This window comes from Nonomuraea sp. NPDC049649 (assembly GCF_040675175.1).
Taxonomy (GTDB): domain Bacteria; phylum Actinomycetota; class Actinomycetes; order Streptosporangiales; family Streptosporangiaceae; genus Nonomuraea.
The window spans coordinates 273102-298622 of sequence record NZ_JBFAOH010000004.1 but is presented as its reverse complement, the minus strand read 5'-3'; the positions used below and the strand labels follow the sequence as shown (position 1 = coordinate 298622).

Annotated in this window: 26 protein-coding genes; 15 read left to right on the top strand and 11 right to left on the bottom strand. The window is 72.0% G+C overall.

Annotated elements, in window-relative coordinates; translation table 11 throughout:
- The first annotated feature begins 5 nt into the window (after window positions 1–5).
- The 3 genes from AB0J42_RS08570 to AB0J42_RS08560 all read left to right on the top strand — a co-directional run bounded on the left by AB0J42_RS08570 (window position 6) and on the right by AB0J42_RS08560 (window position 1947).
- Window positions 6–167: a hypothetical protein gene (locus AB0J42_RS08570; protein WP_364290383.1), complete on the top strand. Its 162-nt coding sequence runs from the start codon at window positions 6–8 to the stop codon at window positions 165–167.
- 117 nt (window positions 168–284) lie between these two features.
- A complete protein-coding gene (locus AB0J42_RS08565) occupies window positions 285–1349 on the top strand; it encodes a cellulose binding domain-containing protein (RefSeq protein WP_364290381.1) in 1065 nt (354 codons plus the stop codon).
- 208 nt (window positions 1350–1557) lie between these two features.
- Window positions 1558–1947 (top strand): hypothetical protein, encoded by a 390-nt coding sequence (locus tag AB0J42_RS08560; RefSeq protein ID WP_364290379.1) that lies wholly within the window; start codon window positions 1558–1560, stop codon window positions 1945–1947.
- A gap of 268 nt (window positions 1948–2215) precedes the next feature.
- On the opposite strand, the gene AB0J42_RS08555 is transcribed toward AB0J42_RS08560, so the two are convergent.
- A complete protein-coding gene (locus tag AB0J42_RS08555) occupies window positions 2216–2635 on the bottom strand; it encodes a hypothetical protein (protein WP_364290377.1) in 420 nt (139 codons plus the stop codon).
- A gap of 802 nt (window positions 2636–3437) precedes the next feature.
- Between AB0J42_RS08555 and AB0J42_RS08550 the strand changes: the two genes are divergently transcribed.
- Both AB0J42_RS08550 and AB0J42_RS08545 read left to right on the top strand, forming a co-directional pair.
- Window positions 3438–5063 (top strand): hypothetical protein, encoded by a 1626-nt coding sequence (locus AB0J42_RS08550; RefSeq protein WP_364290375.1) that lies wholly within the window; start codon window positions 3438–3440, stop codon window positions 5061–5063.
- Between the two features lie 8 nt (window positions 5064–5071).
- Window positions 5072–5389 carry a hypothetical protein gene (locus AB0J42_RS08545; RefSeq protein ID WP_364290373.1) on the top strand — a complete coding sequence of 106 codons (318 nt, stop codon included), beginning with the start codon at window positions 5072–5074 and terminating at the stop codon, window positions 5387–5389.
- Between the two features lie 158 nt (window positions 5390–5547).
- On the opposite strand, the gene AB0J42_RS08540 is transcribed toward AB0J42_RS08545, so the two are convergent.
- From AB0J42_RS08540 to AB0J42_RS08530, 3 genes are read right to left on the bottom strand one after another with little or no spacing between them, the layout of a single operon-like run.
- On the bottom strand, window positions 5548–6648 hold the full coding sequence (locus AB0J42_RS08540; RefSeq protein ID WP_364290371.1) for a 5-methyltetrahydropteroyltriglutamate--homocysteine S-methyltransferase: 1101 nt from the start codon (window positions 6646–6648) through the stop codon (window positions 5548–5550).
- Window positions 6649–6683: 35 nt separating this feature from the next.
- Complete coding sequence (locus AB0J42_RS08535) at window positions 6684–8183, bottom strand: long-chain fatty acid--CoA ligase (protein ID WP_364290369.1); 1500 nt, start codon at window positions 8181–8183, stop codon at window positions 6684–6686.
- Window positions 8184–8226: 43 nt separating this feature from the next.
- Entirely contained in the window at window positions 8227–9054 is an 828-nt protein-coding gene (locus tag AB0J42_RS08530) for a PaaX family transcriptional regulator C-terminal domain-containing protein (RefSeq protein WP_364290367.1), read from the bottom strand.
- 85 nt (window positions 9055–9139) lie between these two features.
- Between AB0J42_RS08530 and AB0J42_RS08525 the strand changes: the two genes are divergently transcribed.
- The 5 genes from AB0J42_RS08525 to AB0J42_RS08505 are packed head-to-tail and all read left to right on the top strand — an operon-like array spanning window position 9140 to window position 13591.
- Window positions 9140–10342, top strand: coding sequence for an ABC transporter substrate-binding protein (locus tag AB0J42_RS08525; RefSeq protein WP_364290365.1), 1203 nt, complete (start codon window positions 9140–9142; stop codon window positions 10340–10342).
- A gap of 3 nt (window positions 10343–10345) precedes the next feature.
- Complete coding sequence (locus AB0J42_RS08520) at window positions 10346–11101, top strand: ABC transporter ATP-binding protein (RefSeq protein ID WP_364290363.1); 756 nt, start codon at window positions 10346–10348, stop codon at window positions 11099–11101.
- A complete protein-coding gene (locus AB0J42_RS08515; protein ID WP_364290361.1) occupies window positions 11098–11757 on the top strand; it encodes an ABC transporter ATP-binding protein in 660 nt (219 codons plus the stop codon). Before AB0J42_RS08520 ends, AB0J42_RS08515 begins: the two co-directional genes overlap by 4 nt.
- Window positions 11754–12614, top strand: coding sequence for a branched-chain amino acid ABC transporter permease (locus AB0J42_RS08510; RefSeq protein ID WP_364290359.1), 861 nt, complete (start codon window positions 11754–11756; stop codon window positions 12612–12614). The genes AB0J42_RS08515 and AB0J42_RS08510 overlap by 4 nt, the downstream gene beginning before the upstream one ends.
- A complete protein-coding gene (locus tag AB0J42_RS08505) occupies window positions 12611–13591 on the top strand; it encodes a branched-chain amino acid ABC transporter permease (RefSeq protein ID WP_364290357.1) in 981 nt (326 codons plus the stop codon). The genes AB0J42_RS08510 and AB0J42_RS08505 overlap by 4 nt, the downstream gene beginning before the upstream one ends.
- Before the next feature lie 28 nt (window positions 13592–13619).
- Here AB0J42_RS08505 and AB0J42_RS08500 read toward each other — a convergent pair whose 3' ends face one another.
- Window positions 13620–14147: a nitroreductase/quinone reductase family protein gene (locus tag AB0J42_RS08500; protein WP_364290355.1), complete on the bottom strand. Its 528-nt coding sequence runs from the start codon at window positions 14145–14147 to the stop codon at window positions 13620–13622.
- Window positions 14144–14593, bottom strand: a complete 450-nt coding sequence (locus AB0J42_RS08495) for a hypothetical protein (protein ID WP_364290353.1) — start codon at window positions 14591–14593, stop codon at window positions 14144–14146. Before AB0J42_RS08495 ends, AB0J42_RS08500 begins: the two co-directional genes overlap by 4 nt.
- Window positions 14594–14723: 130 nt before the next feature.
- Here AB0J42_RS08495 and AB0J42_RS08490 point away from each other — a divergent pair, with 130 nt between their 5' ends.
- Window positions 14724–15338 (top strand): helix-turn-helix domain-containing protein, encoded by a 615-nt coding sequence (locus AB0J42_RS08490; protein WP_364290351.1) that lies wholly within the window; start codon window positions 14724–14726, stop codon window positions 15336–15338.
- Window positions 15339–15390: 52 nt separating this feature from the next.
- On the opposite strand, the gene AB0J42_RS08485 is transcribed toward AB0J42_RS08490, so the two are convergent.
- On the bottom strand, window positions 15391–15765 hold the full coding sequence (locus AB0J42_RS08485) for a YchJ family metal-binding protein (RefSeq protein ID WP_364290349.1): 375 nt from the start codon (window positions 15763–15765) through the stop codon (window positions 15391–15393).
- Window positions 15766–15770: 5 nt separating this feature from the next.
- On the bottom strand, window positions 15771–16649 hold the full coding sequence (locus AB0J42_RS08480; RefSeq protein WP_364290348.1) for an NAD-dependent protein deacetylase: 879 nt from the start codon (window positions 16647–16649) through the stop codon (window positions 15771–15773).
- 110 nt (window positions 16650–16759) lie between these two features.
- On the opposite strand from AB0J42_RS08480, the gene AB0J42_RS08475 reads away from it, so the two are divergent.
- Window positions 16760–17788: a transposase gene (locus tag AB0J42_RS08475; RefSeq protein WP_364290346.1), complete on the top strand. Its 1029-nt coding sequence runs from the start codon at window positions 16760–16762 to the stop codon at window positions 17786–17788.
- A gap of 83 nt (window positions 17789–17871) precedes the next feature.
- On the opposite strand, the gene AB0J42_RS08470 is transcribed toward AB0J42_RS08475, so the two are convergent.
- Together AB0J42_RS08470 and AB0J42_RS08465 are read right to left on the bottom strand one after the other, a co-directional pair.
- Window positions 17872–19509 (bottom strand): RecQ family ATP-dependent DNA helicase, encoded by a 1638-nt coding sequence (locus AB0J42_RS08470; RefSeq protein ID WP_364290344.1) that lies wholly within the window; start codon window positions 19507–19509, stop codon window positions 17872–17874.
- A 58-nt stretch (window positions 19510–19567) separates the two neighbouring features.
- Window positions 19568–19954, bottom strand: a complete 387-nt coding sequence (locus AB0J42_RS08465; RefSeq protein ID WP_364290520.1) for a polysaccharide deacetylase family protein — start codon at window positions 19952–19954, stop codon at window positions 19568–19570.
- On the opposite strand from AB0J42_RS08465, the gene AB0J42_RS08460 reads away from it, so the two are divergent.
- From AB0J42_RS08460 to AB0J42_RS08450, 3 genes are all read left to right on the top strand, one after another.
- Window positions 19902–20027 carry a hypothetical protein gene (locus AB0J42_RS08460; protein WP_364290522.1) on the top strand — a complete coding sequence of 42 codons (126 nt, stop codon included), beginning with the start codon at window positions 19902–19904 and terminating at the stop codon, window positions 20025–20027. The two genes, AB0J42_RS08465 and AB0J42_RS08460, sit on opposite strands and share 53 nt — an antisense overlap.
- A gap of 164 nt (window positions 20028–20191) precedes the next feature.
- A complete protein-coding gene (locus AB0J42_RS08455; RefSeq protein ID WP_364290342.1) occupies window positions 20192–22105 on the top strand; it encodes a heparinase II/III family protein in 1914 nt (637 codons plus the stop codon).
- Window positions 22102–23223 (top strand): substrate-binding domain-containing protein, encoded by a 1122-nt coding sequence (locus AB0J42_RS08450; protein ID WP_364290340.1) that lies wholly within the window; start codon window positions 22102–22104, stop codon window positions 23221–23223. The genes AB0J42_RS08455 and AB0J42_RS08450 overlap by 4 nt, the downstream gene beginning before the upstream one ends.
- Before the next feature lie 249 nt (window positions 23224–23472).
- On the opposite strand, the gene AB0J42_RS08445 is transcribed toward AB0J42_RS08450, so the two are convergent.
- Window positions 23473–25350 (bottom strand): DUF2264 domain-containing protein, encoded by a 1878-nt coding sequence (locus AB0J42_RS08445; protein ID WP_364290338.1) that lies wholly within the window; start codon window positions 25348–25350, stop codon window positions 23473–23475.
- Between the last annotated feature and the right edge of the window lie 171 nt (window positions 25351–25521).

Below are 25521 nucleotides of genomic sequence, written 5' to 3'. Positions count from 1 at the left end.
ACGAGATGCCGGACGAGCTCGCGGAGATCATGAAGCGGATCGACTCCCCCGTCTACCCGATTCCCGCCCCTCACGAAGGGCCGGCGTTCCTCTTCGCCGGGCGCCTCACCGGGATCGCGATGACGCCGCGGCTGCTGGAGGAGGCCACCTACGTGGGAGCCGGGTGAAAGTTGCAGGGGTTCTGGGGTCGTCTCCGCAGGTCACGTGCTTGGCGGGGGCTGGGTGGCTTTGCGGGGGCGGGGGTGCTTCTTACGATCGGCGCAGGCGAACGACGGGAGCGGGCGATGGTGCGGGTGCGGGTCATCCTGGTGGCGGTGCTGGCGCTGGTGGCGGGGATGCTGGTGGCCGCGAACGGGATCGCGGCGGGCGCCGCCGCCACCCGGGTCATGCCGCTGGGTGACTCGATCACCGGGTCTCCGGGGTGCTGGCGGGCGCTGCTCTGGAATCAGTTGCAGGACGCCGGCTATCGGGATGTCGACTTCGTGGGCACGCTGCCGCCGCAGGGCTGCTCGGTCGCGTACGACGGGGACAATGAGGGGCACGGCGGCGCGCTCGTCACCAACGTGGCCCGGCAGAACCAGCTTCCCGGCTGGCTGGCGGCGACCAGCCCGGACGTCGTGCTCATGCACTTCGGCACCAACGACGTGTGGAGCAACGTCCCGACCACCGCGATCCTCGACGCGTACACGACGCTGGTGGGACAGATGCGGGCGAGCAACCCGGCGATGCGGATCCTGGTCGCGCAGATCATCCCGATGGCGCCGGCCACCTGCGGGGAGTGCGCCCAGCGGGTGGTGGCGCTGAACGACGCGATCCCGGGGTGGGCGGCGGGCATCTCCACCGCGCAGTCGCCGGTGGTGGTGGTCGACCAGTGGACGGGGTTCAGCACCGGGGCCGACACCTACGACGGGGTGCATCCGAACGCGTCGGGTGACCAGAAGATCGCCGATCGGTGGTATCCGGCGCTGGTGGACGTTCTGTCGGGTCCGCAGCCGACCGTCACTCCCACCGTCACTCCCACAGTGACGCCGACGGTGACGCCGACCGGTGGGTGCACCGCCGAGTACCGGAACGCGGGCCAGTGGCAAGGCGGGTTCCAGGGCGAGGTGACGGTCACCAACACCGGCGCCGCCGCGATCAGCGGGTGGCGGGTGTCGTGGACGTTCGCCGACGGGCAGCGGATCAGCCAGATCTGGAACGGGACGCTGACCGCCGACGGGGCCGACGTGACGGTGACGCATGTCGGGTGGAACGCGCTCCTCACGCCCGGCGGGTCCACCGCTTTCGGATTCCTGGCGTCGTGGGACGGTACGAACAGCGCGCCATCCCTTTCGTGCACTGTTCTCTGACATTTATGGAAATGTCGCCCGGCTCAGCTCGTACAAGTTTCAACGTTGCGGAATCGTGACGGGCTGACATCGGCGAATCTCGGCCGACCTGCGTCAGATCCCGGTGAATGCACCGCTTACGGGAAAGCCGAGTCGTACCTCCATGTCGAAGAGCCAGAAGAATAGAGCGAAAAAGACAATTACCACCATCCTTGCCGCGATCGGGCTGGTGTATCTGGTTTTCACCTTCATCGTGGACGGGACGAACGCGGCCGACGAGGTCTCCGGTGTGATCGCCGGTCTCTTCCTGGTCCTGAGCACCCTCGGAATCCTGCGGGTGCGCGGGGAGCCGCCACCGCCCCGCTCCCGTAAGACCGTCCGCCCGGAGGCCTTGGCAGGACCTCCGGTCAGCCTCACCACCACCGGCGCCCACGCCCTGATGACCGCGCTCGGAATGCCCGTCTCCCGCCCGTCGTGCGAGCGGCACCCGGGATGCCCGCGGCTGATCAACGCCCGGCCCTTCGCGGGTCCGTCCACCGGCGCGGAGTCCTGCGGGGACGAGGGCCGCCCTCTGGTGGTGGTCGTGCTCGACCGCCAGGACGTCCGCATCTGTTCCTGACGCGGCCCGCGCCGGGGGCGCCTCCTGCCTGCTGACAGCGGAGGGCGGCGGACCGATGCAGGGAACCCCCGTGCCGTGGGTTCGCGGCGATAACCCCTCGTGCCATGGTTCGCGGGCGACAAGCCCGCGTGCCATGGTTCGCGGGTGACAACCCCGCGTCCTGGGGGTCCGTGGTGGCAACCTCGCCTTCTGCGGGGCCGTGGTGGCAACTTCGCGTGCTGCGAATCCGTGGGGGCGAGACCTCGCGCGGGAGGTGCCGCCGTACGGGTCAGATGTCGTTCGCTTCCCAGTACGGGAGGTCGAAGGAGTCGGCGACGGGCCGCCACAGCTCCACGAAGCGTTCCTTGGCCGCCTGGGCGTCGACTGAGCGGCTCATGCCCCGCCTGTACCCGGGGTCGTCCGTGGGACTGCCCGTACAGCCTTGGTCCCGGTGGCGGCGTGCCCAGGCCAGAAAGCCGGCGTCGGCGTCGCGGGCGGCGTCCAGTGCCTCGATCAGGGTGTCCTTGAGCTCCTGTCCGCCGGGCAGCGCGTCCACCGTCAGTTCCCCGGCTTCGGCGAGTTGGGCGGCGCGGGCGTCGGTGATCTTCTTCAGCTCCTGTACGGCGGAGGCGTCGCACCGGACAGCCGCGTCCACGGCTTGCTGAATGCCGCTCCTGGACCTGCGGCTGTCGGAGAGCAGCCCGTTCATCGCGGACGCCTGCCACCCGCCTTCGGGATCCGACGGGCCTGCGGAGGCCTCATCAGAGCTGGTCCCGTCGTCCGACGGCAAGACGTCGTTCGGTGCGTCATCCGTCGGAGCGGCGTCCGGTGGCACGGCCGCAGGATCCGCCGGTGACGCTTGAGTGGACGCCCCGACAGTCGGCCCGCCGGTGTCCCCGCCCATCAGAACCCAGGCGAGCAGCGCACCCCCGAGCACGACCACCAGCAGAGGCAGCAGGAAGGGCATCCGCCGCCGACGCCCCGGCACCCACCCCGTCCGCGGCTCCCACGAGGAGTCGTCGTAAGACGAGGAAGAGGCAGCGGCCTTGGAGTCCCGATACGAGGAGGAGGGGGTGGAGTCGGGCTGCCCGCGCCAGGAGGGTTCCTCGTAAGGCGGGGCGGGCTCCGGCCCTCCACTCCAGGAGGAGTCCGCATAAGTGGGCTCCGGTCCTTCACGCCGGGAGGGGTCTGCGTCAGGCGAGGAGGTGGGGGCCGGCCGGGAGGGGGGTGTGCCGCAGCGGGGGCAGGGGGATGTGGCAGGGACGCGGGAGGAGCAGCGGGGACATACGCGTTCGGGGGCAAAATCCTCCATAAAGGACACCTCCTGAAAAAGTATGAAATTAAGGAAACAAGAAACCCCCGAAGCGCTTCTCCCTTTATGGAGAATATTCGATAACGGCGCGCTCCCGACCTTCTTTCCGGTCGTACGCTCGATCCGACAGAGGAGGAAGCGCATGGACCCGGAGAGATCCCCCACCATCACGGCGCCAGCGGAAATGAATCATCCTCAGATGAGCAACGTGACGAGATATCTGAGCGCCGCCGCCTATCTCGACGCGTGGTTCCGGGACCGCGTCCTGGGCGAGCTCCTGCTCGACCGCTACCGCGCGGTCGCCCCCTCGTACGGCGGGTGCGACCTCATCCCGATCGCCCACCACTGCCGCCGGGCGCGGGCCATGCTCGTCGTCCGCGACGCGCTGATCACCGCCGTCCTCGTGGTGGGTTTCCTGGTGTCGCCTACGCCCGTCGTCGCCTGGCTGAGCTTCCTGATCCCGTTCGCGCTGATGACGACCGAACCGGTGCGGCGCGGGTCCGTGCTGGTGCGGGCGCTGCTGTGGATCTGGATCGGCTCCAGCCTCCTGTTGCCGCTCACCGCGCTGTCGGCGATCACCGTGTCGATGGCCTACGCGCCGGTGTCCACGCTCAGCGGGGCCCTGACCGGCGCGCTGGTGGAGGCGCTCATGGTGCCGCTGGCCACGCTGGCCGTCGCGGTCGCCTACCGGATCGGGGTCTACCTGACGATGGCGGGTCAGCTCGGCCCCGGCGCGCCGCCGCCCGCCCCCGGGCCGGCGTCCCCTCGTACGGGGCGGCGGCTCGACTACGTGGGCCGGGCGCAGTGGGGCGACATCACGATGTACGCGAACGAGAACCCGTTCATGGGCACCGGCGACGTCTGGCGGAGCTGGTCGATCGCCGTCGAGCTGGACCGGGCGGGCAAGGGCAAGGGCCGCCGGGAGCGGGCCGTGGACATCGACCCGATGGAGCTGCACGCGTTCGTCCGCGCCCGGCTGCTGGAGATGCGCGACCAGGTCAACCGGCAGAACGAGAGCATCCACCGGCTCGACATCGGCGATCACGTGGTGACCAGGGGCGTCTACCGGGTCGCCGACTGGAAGCGCGGCCAGCCCTCGCACCCGATGATCGACCACGCCGGGCTCCCGCGCCACCGCACCCGCCCCGAGGAGATCGAGGCCATCGCCCGCCACCCGCAGGGCGGCGTCCGCCACTACCAGCGGGTCACCATCGCGAACGCGGGCCAGGAGATCCGCGACACGGCCAACCGGCTGATCGCCCCGGCCGAGGACCAGGAGGCGCTCACCTCCGCGTTCATCCACCTGGCGGTCGAGGGGCGGATGCTCTACACGCAGTTCGTGGTCACGGTGCTGCCGCCGGTGAAGGCCGAGTACCACGTGGTCGACCGGCTCCCGGCGATGGCCGGGTCCCGGATCGCGTGGGAGGCGCTCCGCGGGACGGGGCTCCACCTGCTGCGCGACGTGCTCGCCGCGCCGGTCCGGCTGGTGCGGGCGGGCGTGCAGACCGTCCGTCAGCAGCTCTCCCAGCCGGACCCGTCCGGCGAGGCGGTCTATCCGTACGGGGCGCGGCTCAGTGTGCGTGAGCTGGGCGCGAGCGACCGGCTCGACACCCACATCCAGCGGCTCGACGCGGCCAAGTACATCAAGCTCATCGAGCAGCGGCTGACCGAGGCGGTGCTGGACTTCCTGGAGGAGCGGGACGTGGAGACCAGGGGGTACCGGTTGCAGGCGGCGAACGTGATCCTCGGCAACCAGCTGAACATCGACGGCGACATCAACGCCCCCGTCTCCGTCGGCGACCATTCGTCGGCCTCGATGGGTTGAGGAGAGAGATGTCCGAACAGAACACCGTCAACATCCACGGCGGCAACGTGAACGGCCCGATCGCGGTCGGCCATCAGGCCAGGGCCGTCATGACGGCCGCCCAGCCGCTGGTCCAGCAGCTGGGCGACCTGATCGACGAGCACGAGGCCCAGGTGGCGGAGCCTGCCCTGGCCCGCCGGGACGTCCAGGACATCGGGCGGGAGCTGGCGGAGCCCGAGCCCGACCGGGACCGCGTCCTCGACGCCCTGAAGCGGCTCTCCCGCAGGGCCGCCGAGGTGACGGTCATCGTGGACGTGATCGGCCGCATCCGCGACCTCCTGCCCTGACACCCCCGGGTCACGACTCAGGTGAACGTGCCCGGCCACCATCGTGACCCGGCTCGGACGTACGACCTCAGGGTCTCTTGCCCGTTCTCTACCTCTACCTCCCCACGGCGGGAGGTGAAGGTAGAGGGCGGTGGGGGCTGACGGGGGCGTCCGGGCCGTCAGCCCCACACCTCCCGGGCGGTCTCCGCGATCAGCGCCAGCTTGGCGAACTGCTGGTCGGCGGTGAGCACGTTGCCCTCCACCGTCGAGGAGAAGCCGCACTGCGGCGAGAGGCAGATCTGGTCGAGGTCGACGTACTTGGCGGCCTCGTCGATGCGGCGCTTGAGGGTGTCCTTGGACTCCAGCTCGCCGCGCTTGGTGGTGACGAGCCCGAGGACCACCATCTTGCCGGGCGGCACGAAGCGCAGCGGCTCGAACCCGCCGGAGCGCTCGTCGTCGAACTCCAGGAAGAACCCGTCGACGGCCAGCTCGGAGAAGAGCGCCTCGGCCACGAAGTCGTAGCTGCCGGAGGCGGCCCAGGAGGAGCGGAAGTTGCCGCGGCACATGTGGGTGGTGACGGTCATGCCCTCGGGTTTGGCGGCGAGCGCGGCGTTGATCTGCTTGATGTAGCGCAGGTGCATGTGGTCGGCGTCGTCGCCGCGTTCGGCCAGTTCGGCGCGCTGGGCGGGGTCGTTCAGGTAGGCGAGGCTGGTGTCGTCGAACTGCAGGTAGGTGCAGCCGAGCTCGCCGATGCGGCGGACCTGTTCGGCGTAGGCGGCGCTGAGGTCGGCCCAGAACTCCTCGACGTCGGGGTAGACGCCGGCGTCGATGGAGGCGGGGCCGCCACGGTAGTGGACCATGCTGGGCGACGGGATGGTCAGCTTGGGCACGGCGCTGGTGACGGTGTCGCGCAGGAACGCGAAGTCGTCGGCGAAGATCGGGCGCTCCAGCCGGATCTTGTCGTGTACGCGCAGCGCGGCGGGGGTGAACTCGATGTCGCCCTGCTCGTTGTGGAAGCGGACCGTGATCTGTTCGTCGGTGGCCTGGCCGATGCCGCCGAGCTGGTAGATGAAGTCCATGTGCCAGGAGGCGCGCCGGAACTCGCCGTCGGTGGCCGACTGCAGGCCGATCTCCTCCTGCCTGCGCACGACCTCGCGGATCGCCTCGTCCTCGGCCTCGCGCAGTTCCTGCCCGGACAGGGTCTGCCGGGCCTGGAGCAGGTGCTGGGGCCGCAGCAGGCTGCCGACGTGGTCCGCGCGGAACGGCGGTGAGGTACGCATGCGGGTCATCTCCTCGTTGTCATGGATGTGCGCTGTCATGGGTGCGCGCGGCGGGCCGTCCCGCCGTACAGGGATCTGATCTGGGTCTTGAGCAGCTTGCCCGCCGCGTTCCTGGGGAGTCCGGGCACGAACTCCACGTGCTTCGGGATCTTGTAGCGGGCGAGCCGGCCGTACAGGTGGGCGATCAGGTCGCCGGGTTCGGCCCGGGCGCCGGGGCGGAGCACGACGAGGGCCTTGCCGACCTCGCCCCACTTGTCGTCGGGGACGCCGATGACGGCGACCTCCCCCACCGCCGGGTGGCTGTAGAGCGCGCTCTCCACCTCGGCCGGGTAGACGTTCTCGCCGCCGGAGATGAACAGGTCGCCGATCCGGTCGGAGATGCGGATATATCCGTCTTCGTCGGCGACGCCGACGTCTCCGGAGCGGAACCAGCCGTCGGCCGACAGCACCTCGGCGGTCGCCTCGGGGCGTCCCCAGTAGCCGGGCGTGACGTTCGGGCCTTGCACGTACACCTCGCCGGGCTGGCCGGGGGCGGCGGGTGAGCCGTCGGCGGCGACCAGCTTGACGTCGGAGAAGAAGCAGGGGACGCCGGCCGTGCCGGCCTTGGCGACGGACTGCTCGGCGGCGAGGAAGAGCGCGCCGGGGGCGGTCTCGGTCATGCCGTAGCCCTGGAGGAAGGTGAGGCCGCGCTCCTGGTAGCGGCGGATGAGGGGTTCGGGCACGGGGGCGCCGCCGCAGAGGAGGTGGCGCAGGCTGCCGAGGTCGGCGTCGGGCCAGCGGGGCGACTGGGCGAGGAAGGTGAACATGGCGGGCACGCCGAACATGACCGTGACGCGTTCGCTCTCGACGAGGTCGAAGGTCCGCTCGACGTCGAAGGACGGCTCCAGGATGGCCCGGCCGCCCTTGAGGACGCTGGGGATGAGGGTCTGGGCGAGCGCGGCGATGTGGAAGAGCGGCGCGCTGATCAGCGTCACCTCGTCGTGCCGTAACGGCACGTCCACGAGCAGGTTGAAGGTGTTCCAGATGAGGTTGGCGTGGGTGAGCACGGCGCCTTTGGGCCGTCCGGTGGTGCCCGAGGTGTACATGATCAGGCACGGGTCGTCGCGGTCCACCGGTTCGTCGAGCGGGCCGGGGTCGCCGGAGGCCACCAGGTCCTCGTACTCGGCCGCCGTGACGTGCCGCCCGGGCAGGCCGGCACCGTCGTGGCCCGCGCCGAGCAGCAGGATCTCCGCGCCGCAGTCGCGCAGCACGTAGTCCAGCTCGGGCGCGGCCAGGCGGGTGTTGAGCGGCACGAACACCGCGCCCAGCGCCCCCGCGGCGAAGAACGTCTCGACCAGCGCGGGGTCGTTGGGGCCCAGGTAGGCGATCCGGTCGCCGCGCCGCGCGCCGAGCCGGCGCAGCGCCGAGGCGAGCCGGTCGACGCGGGCGGCCAGCTCGCGGTAGGTGCGGTGTCCTTCCCGGTACGTAAGAGCCACCCGGTCGGGCGTCATCCGGGTCCTGCGTGCCGGCCATGAGCCGAGCCCCTGATTCCGCATCGCGCTCCTCCCGCCCTCAAGTTAGGCCACTATGCGACAGCTGTCACGGTTCTGCCCAACATAGATCGGGAACGGTGTCGAGGAGCCCGGCGGCGATCGCGGTCGCCTCCGGCTTGAACCGGTCGTGGAGCGCGTGGCAGACCCGCTGGGCCCGCTCGGCCGGCCAGTCGCGCGGCAGGTAGCGCAGCGGCAGCCGCGGGTCGGTCCGGATGATCTCCAGCCACTCGGTGAGCAGCAGCAGCGAGCGGGCCAGGTCGTCGGGGGCGGCGGGCACCGGGTCGGGCCGGTCCCAGCGGCACAGGAACTCCTCGTAGCGGCGGCCCAGCCCGGCCAGGTCGTAGGCGTCGGCGACCAGCGCCTGCATGTCGGTGGGCTGCCGGGGCTCGGCGGCGAACACCTTCACCCCGCCGTCCAGGTCCTTGATCAGCCCGGCGGTTTCCACCTCTCCTGGAGCGATCCAGAGCCCGTTCTGCAAGGGCCCGAAACCGGCCCAGACGAGCCGCGAGCGGAGCTCGTGCCGCTGCCGCTGCCACGACTCCGGCAGCGAGAAGCCGACCAGCGTCCACCGGTCGCCGTCGGCGTCGTTGACCACCCCGGTGTGCCAGATCCGCCGCTCGCCGTCCTTGAGCACCTCGGCGCTGGCCGGGGTGAGCCCGAAGTACATGCGCCGCCCGGCGCGCTGGCGGCGCAGCAGGCCGCGCCGGACCATCCGGGTGAGCGTGGAACGGGTCGCCTCCTCCGAGATGCCGATCCGGGCGAACGCCTCGATGAAGCTGCCCGAGAACACGCAGAAGCCTCGTCCGTACACGTAATCACCGAGGAAGGTGAGCATCACCGACTGCGGCCGCACGCCGCCGCCCCGTTCCACCACAGCCGCCCCGCCGCAATGTTAGGCACTCTATTGACAGCCGTAATGTACATGCCTACATTCGGGCCACGCCCACCAGGAGGACCTGATGCGCAAGCTGCTCCCGATCCTGGCAAGTCTCACGGTGGCGCTGGCCGCATGCGGCGGCGACGCGGGCGGCGGCGGCGGTGGCGGCTCGGGCGAGCAGGACCCGATCCGGGTGGGCCTCATCGTCTCCCTCACCGGCAACTACACCCCGCTCGGCAGCGAGGACAAGAAGGCCGTCGAACTCGCCGTCGAGCAGGTCAACGCGGACGGCGGCCTGCTCGGCCGCAAGGTCGAGCTGATCGTACGGGACGACAAGACCGCCCCCGACCAGGGCATCGTCGCCTACAACCAGATCAAGGGCGACATCGACGCGCTCATCGGCCCGGTCTTCTCCAACTCGGCGCTGGCCATCGAACCGCTCGCGCAGCGCGAGAAGATGCCCTACCTGTCGCTGGCCCCCGCCGTGGAGCAGGTCGAGCCGATCAAGTCGTACATCTTCGTCACCCCCGCGCTGTCCAGCATGTACGCCGAGCGCTACCTGCAGTACATCCAGGCGCAGGGCATCAAGACGGTCGCGGTGGCCTGGGACTCCAAGAGCGCCTACTCGGTCTCCGGGCACGACTCCATGATCGAGCTGGCTCCCAAGTACGGGGTCACGGTCGCGGTGGACGAGGCGTACGAGACCACCACCTCCGACTTCAGCCCGCTCTTCCAGCACGTGCGCGACTCCGACGCGGAGGTGCTGGTGTTCTGGGGCTCGGGCGCGCCCGGCGTGACGGCGGCCAAGCAGTACGCGGCGTCGGGGCTGGAGACGCCGCTGTACCTCACCGCGTCGCAGGCCAGCAAGCTGTGGCTGGAGCCGATGGGCGAGGCCGCCGAGGGCATGACCGTGCAGAGCGCGATCGGCGTCATCGGCGAGCACCTGCCGGACGGCAAACAGAAACAGGTCATCGAGCAGATGGCCAAGCCCTACCTGGAGAAGCACGGCTACCTGCCGCCGCAGTTCGCCCAGGACGGCTACAGCGCCAGCCTGCTGCTCTTCGAGGCGATCAGGAAGGCGGGCAGCACCGACAAGGAGGCCGTCCAGCAGGCGCTGGAGACCATGGACCTGATCACCCCGAACGGCCGGTTCCGCTACTCCCCCACCGACCACTCCGGCCTGACGCCCGACTTCATCTCGGTCAACACGGTGCGGGATGGCGCGTTCGTGCCCACCGAGTGGGCGCAGGAACAGCTGAACAAGACCGTCGCCGAGCTGGGGTAGCGGGTGCTGGCGATCACCGGGGTGTCGCGCTCCTTCGGCGGCGTCTACGCCGTGCGGGACGTCTCGCTGGCGGTCGCCGAGGGCGAGGTGTGCGCCATCATCGGGCCGAACGGGGCGGGCAAGTCCACCCTGTTCAACCTCGTCACCGGCCACCTGGCGGCCGACCACGGGGAGATCGCCTTCCTGGGGCGGCGGGTGGACCGGCTGGCCCCGCACCGGCGGGCCCGGCTCGGCATGTCGATCGTCTTCCAGGGGGCGCGGGTGTTCCGCGGCATGACCGTCCGGGAGAACGTCATGGTCGGCACGCACGGCCGTACCCGGTCCGGGTTCGTGTCGGCGGCGCTGCGGCTGCCCCGGCACCACCGCGAGGAACGGGAGATCAGCCGCGAGGCCGACACGGCGCTGGAACGGGTGGGGCTGGCCGAGTGGGCGGACCGGCCCGCCGACCGGCTGCCTATCGGCCAGCAGCGGGCGCTTCAGCTCGCCCGCGCCCTCTGCGCGCGGCCCCGGCTGCTGCTGCTCGACGAGCCCGCGTCCGGGCTGCGCGGGCACGAGCGGGAGCGGCTGGCGGCGCTGGTGGAGGAGCTGCGCGCGGGCGGGCTGACGATCCTGCTCATCGAGCACGACGTGGGCTTCGTGACCCGGCTCGCCGACCGGGTCGTGGTGCTGGATCTGGGGCGGGTCATCGCCGAGGGGCCGCCGGCCGAGGTCCGCGAGGATCCGCTGGTGCTCGCCGCCTACCTCGGGCAGGCCTCATGATCGACGTCGCCGACCTGGTCGTCTCGTACGGCACGGCCACCGCGCTCGACCACGTCACGCTCGCGGTGGGCAAGGGCGAGATGGTGGCGCTGCTCGGGCCGAACGGGGCCGGCAAGTCCACGCTGGCCAACACGCTGGCCGGGCTGCTCACCCCGGTGTCGGGCACGGTGCGGATCGGGGGGCGGCTGGCGCTGGTCCCGGAAGGCCGCCAGCTTTTCCCGGATATGTCGGTCGCGGACAACCTGGCGCTGGGCGGCTGGCGCTCCGGGCAGCGCGACCCCTCCCCCGTGTACGAGCTGCTGCCCCGCCTGGCCGGCCTGGCCGGACGGCGGGCCGGGGTGCTGTCCGGCGGCGAACAGCAGATGGTGGCCGTCGGGCGGGCGCTCATGTCCCGGCCGCAGGTGCTCGTGGTGGACGAGCTGTCGCTCGGGCTGGCCCCCAACATCACCGCCGACCTGGCCGGGCATCTGGCCCGGCTCAACCGCGAACAGGACCTCGCGGTGCTGCTCATCGAGCAGAACGCGCGGCTCGCGTTCGAGCTGTGCACCCGCGCGTACGTGCTCGAATCCGGCCAGGTGCGGGCCGAGGGGCCGTGCGCCGAGCTGGCCGACGACCCGCGGGTGGCCAGCGCCTACCTGGGCGGGGCGATCACATGAGCGCGTTCCTGACCTACCTGCTCAACGGGCTCGCCGTCGGATGCGCGATCGCGCTCATCGCCAGCGGGCTGGTCGCCATCCACCGGGTGACCGGGGTGGTCAACTTCGCGCAGGGCACGTTCGCCGTGGTCGCCGGGCTCTGCACCTCCTCCCTGCTCGGGCTCGGGCTGCCGCACGGGATCAGCGAGGTGACGGCCGTCCTGCTGGCGGGCGTGGCCGGGCTGCTCACCGGGCTCGCCGCGATCGGCAAACCCGGCACCACGCCGCTGTCGTCCCTGATCATCACGCTCGGGGTGGGGGTGCTGGCGTACGCGGTCGAGATCGTGCTCTGGGGCGACCAGCCCCGCTCGGCGCCCGGCCTGGCCGGGTCGGTCACGATCGCCGGAGCCCGGATCCAGACCCAGCACCTGCTCGTCATCGCCGTCACCGCCGCCGCCTTCGTCCTGCTCGCGCTCTTCTTCGGCCGCACCTACCTGGGCAAGGCGCTGACCGCCTGCGCGTCCAACCCGTACGCGGCCCGGGTGGTCGGCATCGACGTCCGGCGGATGGGGCTGCTGGCGTTCGCGCTGGGCGGGCTGCTCGGCGGGCTCGCCGGGGTGCTGATCACGCCGCTGCGGCCCATCTCGTTCGACACGGACGTGACGCTGATCGTGAACGCCTTCGCCGCCGCCGTCTTCGGCGCGCTCACCCGGCCGGTGGTCGCCCTCGGCGGGGCGCTGCTGCTGGGGGTGGCCGAGACCATGGCCGCCGGGTACGGGTACGGCGCACACCAGCTGGAGGTGGCGCTCGGGCTCATGCTCGTGGTCATGATCGTCCAGGCCAGCCGCCGCTCGGCGATCCACGAGGAGGCGGTTTGAACCGGATCACCGCGCGGTTCGTCGCCGGGGCTGCGGCGCTGGCCGTCGCGCTGGCGTTGCCGCTGGTGCTCGACGACAGCGCGCTGGCCGTCTACGTCCTGCTGGGGCTGGCGGCCATTGTGACGGTCGGGGTGTCGCTGCTGATGGGGTTCGCCGGGCAGGTGTCGCTCGGGCAGGGGGCGTTCTACGGCGTCGGCGCGTACACGGCGGCGCTGCTCGCCCTCAACGGGTTCCCGCCGCTGGTGGGGCTGGTGGCCGCGCCGCTGGTGGCCGCCGTCTTCGCGGCGGTGATCGGGATGCCGCTGCTGCGGCTCCGAGGCCACCACCTGGCGTTCGCGACGCTCGCCGTGCAGCTCATCCTGCTGTCGCTGGCGGGGCAGCTCGAATTCACCGGGGGCGACATCGGGTTGCAGGGCATCCCGCAGTTCGGCATCGGGTCATGGGAGATGGACGGCGCGGCCTCGTACGCCTGGCTGACCTGGGCGGCGCTGGCGCTCGTCATGCTGATCACCCACCACGTCATCACCTCACGGCCCGGGCGGGCGCTGCGCGCGCTGGCCACCAGCGAGACGGCCGCCGCCTCCTCCGGCATCCCCGTCGGCCGCTACAAGCTGGTGGTGTTCGCGCTGTCGGCCGCCTTTGCTGGGCTGGCGGGCGGCATCTACTGCTTCTACACCGGTTATGTGGCGCCGGGGTCGTTCCCGGTGCTGATCTCGATCCAGTTCATCGTGATGGCGGTGGTGGGCGGGCTGGGCACGGTCTGGGGCGCGGTGGCGGGGGCGGGCGCGATCACGCTGCTCGTGCAGGGCCTCGACCGGCTGGCCGCACTGCCGGGCATGCCGTCGTACGCGCCCAGCGTCCTGTCGTACGCGGTCTACGCCCTGGTGCTGATCGGGGTCGTGCTGTTCCTCCCCCAGGGCCTGGTCCCGGCCCTCACCCGCCGGAACCGGCGGTCCCGGCGGGGGCGGGCCTCCTAGGTGGCCGGTGTCGAGCGGGTCATCTCGATCAGTGGACGGGACGCTCGTGAATGCGGAACACGGGGTGCCGAGGCGCGATCCGGTGGAATTCGGGCAGCGGTGCCGCCGGCCCCAGCCCCAGGTGAGGCCGCGCACCGGGCGCGGCGGCAAGATAGCGGCGCAGGATCTCGGCTCGATGCTTGGCCGGGATCTCCTCGAGCATGATCGGAGAATCCCGCCCCTGGCGGCGGAGCGTCGCCTTGCCGCCCGCGGCCTGAACGTTCCGTACCCAGCTCGCATCCGGCCCGAGCATCGAGACAAGGAACCCGGAGCCGCGGTAGTGGGTGACCGCGACCGGAACCGACGTGATGTTCCCGCTGCGGCGCCCCGCCACCTTCAAGACGGCGGCATGCCGCGGTGACAGCCGACGTGCCCCATACATCAGGACATCGAGCCGGTTCATGAGCCGCATGAGCGCGTTCGGCCGCCCTCCTCGATACATCGCCCGTTTGAACGCCGCAGCCCCGCGCGCCGCAGCACGGCCGATACCCCCCGTCACCGCGGAGCGTTCGGTCATCCCGCCCTTCTCCACAGCGTGACCGCGACCAGGCCGGGAACGCACGGAAGAACCAGTAGCCAGCCCAGCAGCGGAGCCAGCCCGACATCACCCGAGGTGTCCTGGGTGGTCAGTGCGGCGATCGAAACGCAGAGCGCGGTCGCGAGCAGCCCGATCGCCAGCCAGGGAGTCCAGCGCTTGCCGGCGCGGGCCGCCCAGATCGTGCTGATCCAGCCGAGGAGCCCCAGCGCCCCGACCACGGACAGGAGGATCAGGTACGCGGTGACGGCGGCGTCGATCGCCCCTGGCTCGTAGGCCGGGTAGCCCGCCCTGATGTGGTCCGCCAGAACGGTGGCGGTGGCTCGGTCGATGAACGGGAAAAGGGCGGCGAACGCGGTGAGGGCGGCCCCCGCGTACATCAACGCCAGCACGACCTGGTTGGGCGGCCTCTTCTTCGGCGTCGTCATGCCATGAGTCCTTCCGGTGAATTGAGACAGTCACTATCTCTGGCGAGTGACTCTAAGCACGACACAGCGGGCAGTCAATTGCTTCAGACAGTGACATGCACGAGATAGTGACATTCTGATACCGTGAAGCATGAGCGGACTTCGTGAGCGCTGGCGGCTCAAGGCCATGCGCGCCATCCAGGAACGCGCCCTCGACCTGTTCGACGAGAGAGGGTTCGGCGCCGTCACGATCGAGGAGATCGCGGCGGCGGCCGAGGTCTCGCCGTCGTCGGTGTACCGCATCTTCGGTACGAAGGAAGGCATCGTGGTCGCCGACATCGAGTTCGACCAGATGAGCCCGGAAGCGCTCGAAAGCCTCCTGGACCCCGCTGATCCCGTCGGCAGCCTGCTCCAGGCCGTCCGCGCGTACGAATCTCAGCCGGTGGGCACAACCGGTGCCGGCGAAGACTCCCGGACCGGGAGAAGCCCGTGGCGCAGGGTCTGTTACTTCTTCGCCGAGCCGTCGGTGCGCATGGCCGTCTGCGCCACGCTCGACCGCGCCAGTCAACGGCTCGCACCGCTGATCGCGGCGACCGGAAAGATGAGCGAGACGCAGGCCCGCGTGCTCGCGAACGCCCTCGCCTTCGGCTACTTCGCCGCACTCGAGCAGTGGTACCTCAACGACGGCGACCGCCCCATCGCCGACTATGTGGAGGAAGGCATGCGCCCCCTGCGCGACATCTGGAATGCGCCGGGCCGGCCCTGAGGGGGGTCACTCTGGATCGTCCGATCGAGATGACCCGCTCAGCACCGGCCACCTAGAGCGCGCCGGCGTAGACCCAGCGGCCCTGGTGGCGGACGAACCGGCTGCGCTCCTCCATCTGCCCCGGCTCACCGCGATGGACGTAGTGGGCCCGGAACCGAACCGTCCCCTCGGTGTGAATGACGCTGCCCCCGGTCGTCTCCAGAATCTCCAGCTTCACCCACCGCATCTTCCGATCGAGATCAAGGCTCGCCGGCCGGCTCCCCGGATCCCACGTCCGCAACAGATAAGCGGCATCACCCACCTTGAACGCGGCGAACCGGGAACGCATCAACTGCTCAGCCGTCCCGGCGACGGCATCACCCCGATGAAACCGTCCGCAGCAGTCGGCGTAAGCGGCAGGCAAGCCGCAATGACAGGTGGCAGGCATGGCCCCTATTGTGCCGCGCGCGTCCCAGACCCCACCGCACCAGCGTCACGCGGCCCGACGGAAGTGAGGGCGGTGAGGGTCGGGCCGAGGGGGGCGTCCAGGGTGAGGGTGGCGTGGTGGTCGCCGCCTGTGGGGCCCTGGTTGACGATGGCGATGGGGAGGCCGAGTTCCGCGGCGCGGGCGACGAAGCGGAGGCCGGAGCGGATGGCCAGGGACGAGCCGAGGACGAGCAGCGCCCGCGCCGAGCCGACGAGGGCGAAGCAGTGGTCTACTCGGGGGCGGGGGACGTTCTCGCCGAAGAAGACCACGTCCGGTTTGAGGATGCCGCCGCAGGAGTGACAGTCGACGACGCGGAAGCCCTTCACCTGGTCGTCGGTGAGTACGGCGTCGCCGTCGGGGTTGATCTGGCCGGCGTCGGCGGCCCAGCCGGGGTTGGCGGCGCGGAGCCGGGCGTCCAGGTCGGCGCGCGGGGTGCGTTCGCGGCACGACAGGCAGACCACGCGGTCCAGGCCGCCGTGCAGTTCGATCACTTGGCGTGCTCCGGCCGCCTGGTGGAGGCCGTCGACGTTCTGGGTGACGATGCCTGCCAGGAGGCCGCGCCTCTCCAGGTCGGCGACCGCGCGGTGACCGGCGTTGGGGCGGGCGGCGGCGATCTGCCGCCAGCCGACGTGGCTGCGCGCCCAGTAGCGGCGGCGCGCCTCCTCGCTGCCGACGAACCGCTGGTACGTCATCGGCTCGGCGTTCCGGGACCGGCCGGTCGGGCCGCGGTAGTCGGGGATGCCGGACTCGGTGGACAGGCCCGCCCCGCTGAGCACGACCACCCCGCCGTCCCCCACCAGCCCGGCCAGCCGGGCGAGCGCGGTGCCTTCTGCTCGTACGGTCACCGGATATCTACAGGCTGGAGGCCCCGTCCTTCAGGGCGGGGAGGAAAGCTGAAACGGTCGGACACTTCTGTCTCCTGGTTCTGTCGGTGGCGGTCGGTAGTTTGATCGGCGTGTCCCGCTACCGGCTCCAGCCTTCGCCTGCCCAGGAGCAGGCATTGCTGGAGCATTGCAGGCATGCCCGGTTTGTGTGGAATCTCGCGGTTGAGCAGCACGCGCATTGGAAGCCGGGCCGTAAGAGTGCGCCGGGGTTCGCCGAGCAGTGCCGCCAGCTGACCGAGGCGCGGGCGGCATTCGCGTGGCTGCGGGCGGGGTCGATCATCGTCCAGCAGCAGGCCCTGAAGGACTTCGTGCAGGCCATAAGCAATTTCTTCGGCGGAACCCACCGTCGTCCGACCTGGCGCAAACGCGGCCAGAGTGAAGGATTCCGGATCGTCGCCGTCAAAGCGGGTGACGTGCACCGCGTGTCGCGGCACGTGGGCGAGATGAAGGTCCCGAAGGTGGGCTGGATCCGGTTCCGCTGGTCCCGCGCCCTTCCCGAGGGGGTGAAGTCCTACCGGATCACCTGTGACCGGGCGGGCCGCTGGCATGTCGCGTTCGCCGCCATCCCCGACCCCATCCCGGCGCCGGGCCTGGGCGAAGTCGTCGGCATGGACCGGGGTGTGGCTGTGTCGGCGGCCCTGTCCACCGGGCAGCAGTTGAAGGCCCCCGGTCTGGGTGATGCGGAGAAGGCTCGCCTGCTCAGGTTGCTGCGCAAGCTGGCGCGGGCCGAGCGGGGGTCGAACCGGCGCGGCAGGGTCAAGGCGGCCATCGCCCGGCTGAAGGCGCGCGAGAGCGACCGGCGCAAGGACTGGGTGGAGAAGGTCAGCACGGACCTGGCCCGGCGCTTCGACGTGATCGGCGTCGAGGATTTGAAGATCCGTGCCATAACCCGGTCGGCGCGTGGCACCGTGGACCGGCGAGCGCGTGAGAGCCAAGCGCGTTACCGGTGCCGGTCCTGCGGATACGCCGGCAACGCCGATGTGAACGCGGCCAGGAACATCGCACACGCGGCAGGGCATGCCGTGCCTGCGCGGGAAGGGCCACGGGTTGCCGGGCCGGTGGACCGCGAACCTCAACGCGACCTCCTCCTCGTGGGGTAGTTGCCGTTGGAATCCCCGTGCTTCAGCTTCAGCGCGGGGAGGATGTCAAGTGTCCATGGTGCACGACCGAGCGAAATGCCCGGTCATCCGGACTCGTGCAGCAGGTCCTCCGCGAGCACGGCCGACAGCAGCAGTTCGCGGTAGCCGCTCTCGTGGAACAGCACGGTCAGCCGGTCCTCGTCGCGGCGGATGACTTCGCCGGGGCCCCATTCGACGTGTTCGACGCGGGCGTGGACGGGGAAGCGGACGCCGCGGACGGGCTCCGGGGAGGACGCGGTGCCGGCCCGGCAGGTGTCGCAGTGGCCGCACGGGCCGGGCAGCCGCTCGCCGAAGTAGCCGAGCAGGAAGCCGCGGCGGCAGTCGCGGGTCTCGGCGTAGCGGCGCATCATCTCCAGGCGGGTGCGTTCCACCTCGCGGTGCCGTTCCGCCACCTCGCGGGCCGCCCGGGCCGCCTCCTCCGGTGAGGGCGCGTCTTCGGCGGCGGTGACCGTACGGGTGCCGAGCCGTACCGCGCCCGCCTTCTCCAGCAGGTTCAGCAGCGACGTCAGGCGGCGCGCGGTGAGGCCGAGCCGTTCGCGCAGGTCCTTGCGGCCGGTGTGCCCGCCCTCCTCGGCGAGGGCGCGGGCGACCGCCGCCAGCGCGTCCTCGCCGGGCAGCCCGCCGGTGAAGAACCGCTGCAGCCCCAGGTCCTCCGGCCGGTAGAACAGCACCGACGCGGCGGGCTCGCCGTCCCGGCCCGCACGGCCGATCTCCTGGTAGTACGAGTCGAGCGAGCCGGGCACCTGGGCGTGCACCACGAACCGGACGTCCGGCTTGTCGATGCCCATCCCGAACGCGCTGGTGGCCACCACCACGTCGAGGTCCCCGGCCATGAACGCCTCCTGGACGGCGTCGCGGTCGGCCCGCCGCATCCCGGCGTGGTAGGCGGCGGTGCGCCCGCCGAGCCGGGCGGCCAGTTCGCCGGTGCGCTTGCGGGTGGCGGTGTAGACGAGGCCGGGCTTGCCCGGGGGTTCCAAGGTGGGGTGGCCGCCGGAGACGAGGGCTTCGACGGTTTCGGCCACGTCCTCCCCGTCGCCGGTCGCGCGACGTACCTCCAGATCGATGTTGGGCCGGTCGAACCCGCACACCACCTCCAGCGGGTCGCGCATGCGGAGCCGTTCGGCGATCTCGGCGCGCACCGGCGGCGCGGCGGTCGCGGTGAGCGCGGCCACGACCGGCCGTCCGAGCGCGTCGGCGACCGCGCCCAGCCGCAGATAGTCGGGCCGGAAGTCGTAGCCCCAGGCCGAGACGCAGTGCGCCTCGTCCACCACGAGCAGGGACGGGTGGGCGGCGGCGAGTTCGCGCACCACGTCGGGCCTGGCGAGCTGTTCGGGCGCGCAGAACAGGAACTCGGCCGCGCCCGCCCGCAGCGACTCGAACGACGAGGCCCGTTCGCCCTTCGAGGTGTCGGCGTCCAGCCTGACCGCCTGCTCGTCCCGTTCGCGCAGCGCCTGGGCCTGGTCGCGCTGGAGGGCGATCAGCGGCGACACGACCAGCGTGGGGCCGTCCAGCATGAGGGCGGGCACCTGGTAAATGGCCGACTTGCCGCCCCCGGTGGGCATCACCACCAGCGTGTCGCGGCCCTGCGCCAGCGCCGTCATGGCCTCCAGTTGCCCGGGGCGGAGCTCGTCGAGCCCGAGGGCTTCTCTCGCGACCCGTTCCGCCTGCTGCTCGATGCCCATCCGGGGCCACTGCCCGGCAGGTCCGCTCTTCAGTCCTGGGCGAGGAGTTCGGCGACGGTCACGAACCGGTAGCCGTCCGCCCGGAGCCCGGCGACGATCCCGGCGATGGCGGCCCGCGTCTCGGCTCCGCTCGCGTACCAGGGGTGGAGCAGCACGATCGAGCCCGGCCGCACCTGCTCGCGGACCTCGGCCACGAGCTGCGAGGCGGTGGGGGTGCGGCCGGAGTCGGGTTCGACGTCCCACATGACCGTGACGGTGCCGCGGTCGGCCAGGTAGCGAGGGAGGGTGAGCAGCTTCTTGCCGGTGGGCGGGCGGAAGGGGATGTCGCCTCGTGCTCGCGCAGCTCCGATCCGACGACGAAGAACGTCGCCGGAGCCCCGGCGAGGGCGTCGATGATCTCCGGCGTCTGCTCGCCGGGGCCGTCGTCGAAGGTGAGCGCGACCACCTTCTCCGCGGTCTCCACCCGGTGGACGAGCGTCCCGGCCAGCTGGAACGTCCGGGCGTTGATCAGCTCGTAGCCGCCCCACGCGGCCAGGAGGACGAGTGCGGCGGCGACGGCCGCGAGCTTCTTTTTCATGATCCGCAGAAGTGTAAGGCTTCGATCAGTTGCTCCACGGAGGTTCGCAGAGGATCATCTTCGATCAGATTCGATCGGTACCATGTGGTGGCCCTGAGGAGGACCATGACGAACACGGCGACCGGCTCACCCGCCCCGGCCGCGGCGAGCACGGCCTCCGGCCCGCTGCTCCGCGCCTGGGGGGCCACCGCCTCCCCCGGTACCCTTGCCCGTGTCCTGCTGGACCCCGGCCGCGCGCTGCCGCCCGCCGACCTGCGGAGCGAGCTGTCGCGGCGGGCGCTGGAGCCGGTGCGCGAGCGGGCGGAGGCCGAGCGTGGCTCGCCGTGGCCGCAGCCGCTCGCCTCCCAGTACGCGCGCTACTTCCAGGACGGCGACCGCACCGGCTACGAGGAGAACGTGTTCGGCCGTCAGGCCCGGCTCACCCGGGCCGTGCTCATGGCGGCGGCCACCGGAGACGACGGGTGGCTGGCCGAGGCCGCCGACGGGATCGTGCTGCTGTGCGAGCAGAGCTCGTGGTGCTGGCCCGCGCACGAGGAGTCCTGCCGGCCGCGCGGCACCGTGCTGCCCGACCCGGCCTCCCCCTGCCTCGACCTCGGCGCCGGTGACGTGGCCGCCCAGCTCGCCTGGGCCGACCAGGCGCTCGGCGAACGGCTCGACGAGCGCTTCCCCGGGCTGCGCGAGCGGGTGCGGGCCGAGGTGCGGACGCGGGTGCTGGAGCCGTTCACCCGGCGGCGCGACTGGCACTGGCTCGGGCTCGACGGCCACGTCCACAACTGGTGCCCGTGGATCTGCGGCAACGTGCTGGTCGCCGCGCTGCGCCTGGCCGAGCCGGGCGAGGAGCGGGCGCTGCAGGTCGCGCTCGCCGTCGAGGGCATCGACCGCTACCTGGGCGCGCTGCCCGCCGACGGGTCGGTGGACGAGGGCTACGAGTACTGGTGGAACGGCGCCTGCCGGGCGCTGGAGGCGCTCGACGTGCTGGCGCACGCCACCGCCGGGGCGCTGGACGCCAGTGCGGTGCCGGTGGTCCGGGCGACCGTGCGTTTCCCGTACCTCATGCATCTGGGCGGCGGATGGTACGTGAACGTCGCCGACGCCCGCGCGCTGCCTCCCGCCGGGCAGCCCTGGCACGTCCTGCACCGGTGGGCGCGGCGGGTCGGCGAGCCCGACGGGGTCCGCCACGCGGCGGCGCAGCGCACCGGGGCCGTCTCCCCCGGCGCCGAGCTGGGGCGGGTCATGGCCGAGCTGGGCGACCCGGCCTGGATGTCGGCCGGGGCGGCCGAGCCGCCGCTGGTCGCCTCGGCGTGGCTGCCCGGCACGCAGGTGGGGGTGGCGCGGACGGCGGGCGGCAGCGCGCGCGGGCCGGCGCTCGTGGTGAAGGGCGGCCACAACGCGGAGAACCACAACCACAACGACGTCGGCTCCGTGATGGTGGCCGTCGACGGAGTGCCGGTCGTGGTCGACGCGGGGCGGCCCACGTACACGGCGCAGACATTCGGGCCCGACCGGTACGAGATCTGGACGATGCGCAGCGACTGGCACAACGTGCCCGAGGTGCGCGGCACGCCGCAGCGGGAGGGGGCGTCGTTCCGGGCCGGGGACGTCGAGGTGGCCGACCAGCCGGACCATTTCCAGGTACGGATGGACCTGGCGGGCGCCTACCCGGTGGACGGGCTGGAGCGGTGGTGGCGCACGGCGCGGCTCGACCGGTCGTCCGGCGAGGTGACGATCGAGGACACCTGGCGCTTCGCCGCCGACGGGGAGCCGAGCGTGCTGCGGTTCCTGCTGGCCGGTGAGGTGCGGCAGGACCGGCCCGGGGAGGTGGAGGTGCGGCCGCCGGGCGGCGGGCGCGGCCTGGCCCTCTGCTGGGATCCGGACCTGGCGGCCGGCTCGCTGGACGTGCGCGAGCTGGACGACCCCATGCTCACCGGCGTGTGGGGCGACCGGCTGACCCGGCTGGAGCTGGCGCTGCCCGGCACCGCCGGCGGATCCGTCCGGGTGCGGGCGGAGGTGCGGGGATGAGCGGCTCGCCAGCGCCGCTGCCCGACGAGCGCCGCGCCCAGGTCGTCGAGCTGCTGCGGCAGCGCGGCGTCGTACGCGTCACCGACCTGGCCGAGGAGCTGGACGTCTCCGCCATCACCATCCGCCGCGACATCGCGCTGCTCGCCTCCCAGGGGGTGATCCGGCGGGTGCGCGGCGGGGCCGTGCTCCACGGCGGCGTGCTGGTCGGCGAGCCGGACGGGGCCGCGCAGCCGCAGCCCGCCCCCGAGGAGAACGGCGGCGACGCGCGGCGGCTCACGATCGGGATGGTGGTGCCGTCGCTCGACTACTACTGGCCGGACGTGATCCGCGGGGTCCGAGAGGCCGCCGCCGCGGCCGGGGCCCGGATCGTGCTGCGCGGCGCCTCCTACCAGGCGGCCGACGAACGGCGGCAGCTGTCGTGGCTGGTGGAGTTCGTCGGCGTGGACGGGCTGCTCGTCGCGCCCACCACCACCGGCGACGACGGCGAGGAACTGGTGCGGTGGCTGCGGCAGGCGCCCGTCCCCGTCGTGCTCGTGGAACGGGCCGCCACCACCGGGCCCTACCAGGAGGCCATGGAGTCGGTGGTGAGCGACCACGCGCTCGGGGCCGCCATGGCGGTGCGGCACCTGGCCGCGCTGGGGCACCGCCGGGTCGGCGTCGTCACCACCGTGCAGAGCCCGACGACCCCGCACGTGCGGCGCGGCTGGCGGGATGCGTGCCGGGAGCTCGGGCTGGAGCTCGACGGCACCCCCGACATGACCACCGTCGACCAGCGCGACCCCGGCTGGGCGGCCGCCCTGGACGACACCCTCGACGCCTGCCTCGCCACCGGCACCACCGCGCTCCTCGTCCACTCGGACCCGGAGGCCATCAGCCTGGTCGAACGCTGCCAGGAACGCGGCATCCGGGTGCCCGGCGACCTGGGGGTCGTCACCTACGACGACGAGGTGGCAGAGCTCTGCGACCCGCCGCTGTCGGCGGTCCGGCCCCCGAAGGCGGCGATCGGCCGCGCGGCGTTCTCTCTGTTGTCGGCCCGCCTCGCGGACCAGGACCCCCACCGCCCTGCTCACCGCGTCGTCGTGGAACCGCGTCTGATCGTCCGCTCCTCCTCCGCCTGACCCTCAGCCGCTCCTCCGTACGAGAGAACGCGACACCTCCCCGGAGGAGCGGGTCCATCGGCCGCTCTCGGTGCGGCGACCTCACCACGGGCGCCGACAGCCTCACGAAGAATCAGCCGCTCCTCCGTACGAGAAGACTCCACGAGACGGGGCCTCCGACGAGGAGCAGGTTGATCACGCGCCTGACCTCGCCGACGGGGTCCGCAGTTCATTCCGTTGCGCGTCCGTGAGGTCCGTACGGAGGGAGCGCTACGGGAGGAGGGCGGGGAGGTCGAGGGTGTCCGTCACGTCGTCGGGCCAGGTGATGTGGACGGTGGTGGACGTCCAGTTCAGGGTGGGCGGGGTGGCCGGGGTGGGGCCCAGGTGGAGGGAGGCGGTGTACCAGTGGTCGGGGCGGGCCGGGGACGAGGTGCCGCACCAGGGGATGGAGGTCTCCGGGGAGAGGGGGGTGGCGTCGGGGGCGGTGGTCACGTCGGTGAGGTCCAGGTCCGGGCCGGGGACGAGGTGGGTGGTGGACGGGGTGGCGGGCCAGCCGCCGATACGGAGGGGGTGCGGGCAGGGGGACGACACGCGGACCAGGCGGATCTCCCAGGGGCCGCGGAGGGCGGAGAGGACCGTGAGGTGGGGGCCGAGGGTGACGGTGCCGGGGCGGCCGTGGCCGTGGTCGGGGAGGTCGGTGTCGGGGTCGACCCAGTGGGCCTGCCAGCGGGAGGCGCCGACGGCGGTGCCGGTGGGGAGGAGGTCCGTCAGGAGGGTGTCGAAGCCGGTGCGGTGGCTGGGCCTGCCGGACGCGTCCAGGAGGGTGACCGACTGGTCGAGGGGGTCGGCGGCGTGCGGGCCGGCGAGGACGGGTGAGGTGGCGGTGGAGTAGCCCAGGCGGGCGTAGAGCGGGGAGTCGGTCAGCTGGTCGCCGGGCAGCGCGTGGTCGGTGCCGTGGTTGACGACGCGGACGACGCCGTCGGCGCGGGTGCCGGAGACCAGCCAGCCGGGTGACCGGACGGCGAGCCGGAAGTCGTCCTCTTCGACGGGCAGGGGCTCCTCGACCGCGGTCCACACCAGGTGGTCGGCGGGCAGGGTGAGACCGTACAGGCCCTTGGCGGCCCAGTAGGGGGAGCCGGTGCCGGAGTAGGTCTGGGCGATCGGCCGCCAGGGGGCGTGCCAGCCGAGCGTGAGCAGCCCGTCGTCGCCGGGGGCGCCGTGTTCGGCGAAGTGGCGGGCGATGCCGGAGGCGGCGCGGCGGAGCAGGCCGGGCGCGGGGGTGGCGACGCCGGCGCGGGCGCCCGCCCAGAACGGGGTGGCGGCGGCGAACCGGTAGGTGAGGCTGCGGCCCTGGATGAGCGGGGATCCGTCGGCGCCGACGAGGTGGACGGCGTCGTGGAGGAAGCGTTCGAGCCGGGACAGGTAGGCGGGGCGGCGGGCGTCGGCGGCGGGGTCGCCGGCGGCCATCTCGGTCCACAGCAGCGGGTAGAAGTGCAGCGCCCAGCCGGCGTAGTGGTCGTAGGCGCGCCGGTCGCCGTCGGCGTACCAGCCCTCCTCGCGGACGAAGCCGTCGGTGAGCTCCAGTCCGGCCTCGATGTCGTCGCGCGAGTACGGTCCGCCGACGGAGGCGAGGAACTGCTCGACCACGATCTGGAACCAGACCCAGTTGATCGGCGGGTAGGCGCCGCCGATGGCGGGGGCGAGGTAGTCGACGACCCGCTCGCGGACGCCGTCGTCGAGCCGGTCCCACAGCCAGGGCCGGGTCAGGTGGAGCACCAGGGCGATGGAGGCGGCCTCGACCTTGGCCTGGTCGTGCTCGTCGAGCCGGACCCACCGTTCGGGCGAGCGCGGGTCGGTGCCGGCGGCGAGGCCGCGCGCGTACCAGTCGAGGTAGCCGTGCGGGTCGCGGCCGTGCTCGCCGGCCACCCGGAATCCGGCGGCCAGGAACGTGCGGGCGAACCCTTCCAGCGCGTCCACGTCTGGCCCGTAGCCGCCGGGGCGGCCGGGGAAGGAGATGCGGGCGTGCGACGGGGAGGCGTGGCGCCGGGCCGACAGCAGCAGGTGATCGGCGAGCGCCGTCCAGTGGTCCCTGGTCCAGCCGGTGTGCGGCGAGAGTGTCCGGTCGTCCAGCTCCCGCAGCCAGCGCATCGGGGCCTCCAGTCAGCGATCTTGGGCGTGGGTCCACGAGATGCTGGCATTGTGGAGCGAACACGTCAAGAGCAAGACCGATCAGATTCACTCATATCGATCATCCGATAAGGCGAAATTTCCCGCCCTGCCTGAGAATAACGATCGATAACGATCGTTCCAGCCTTATTG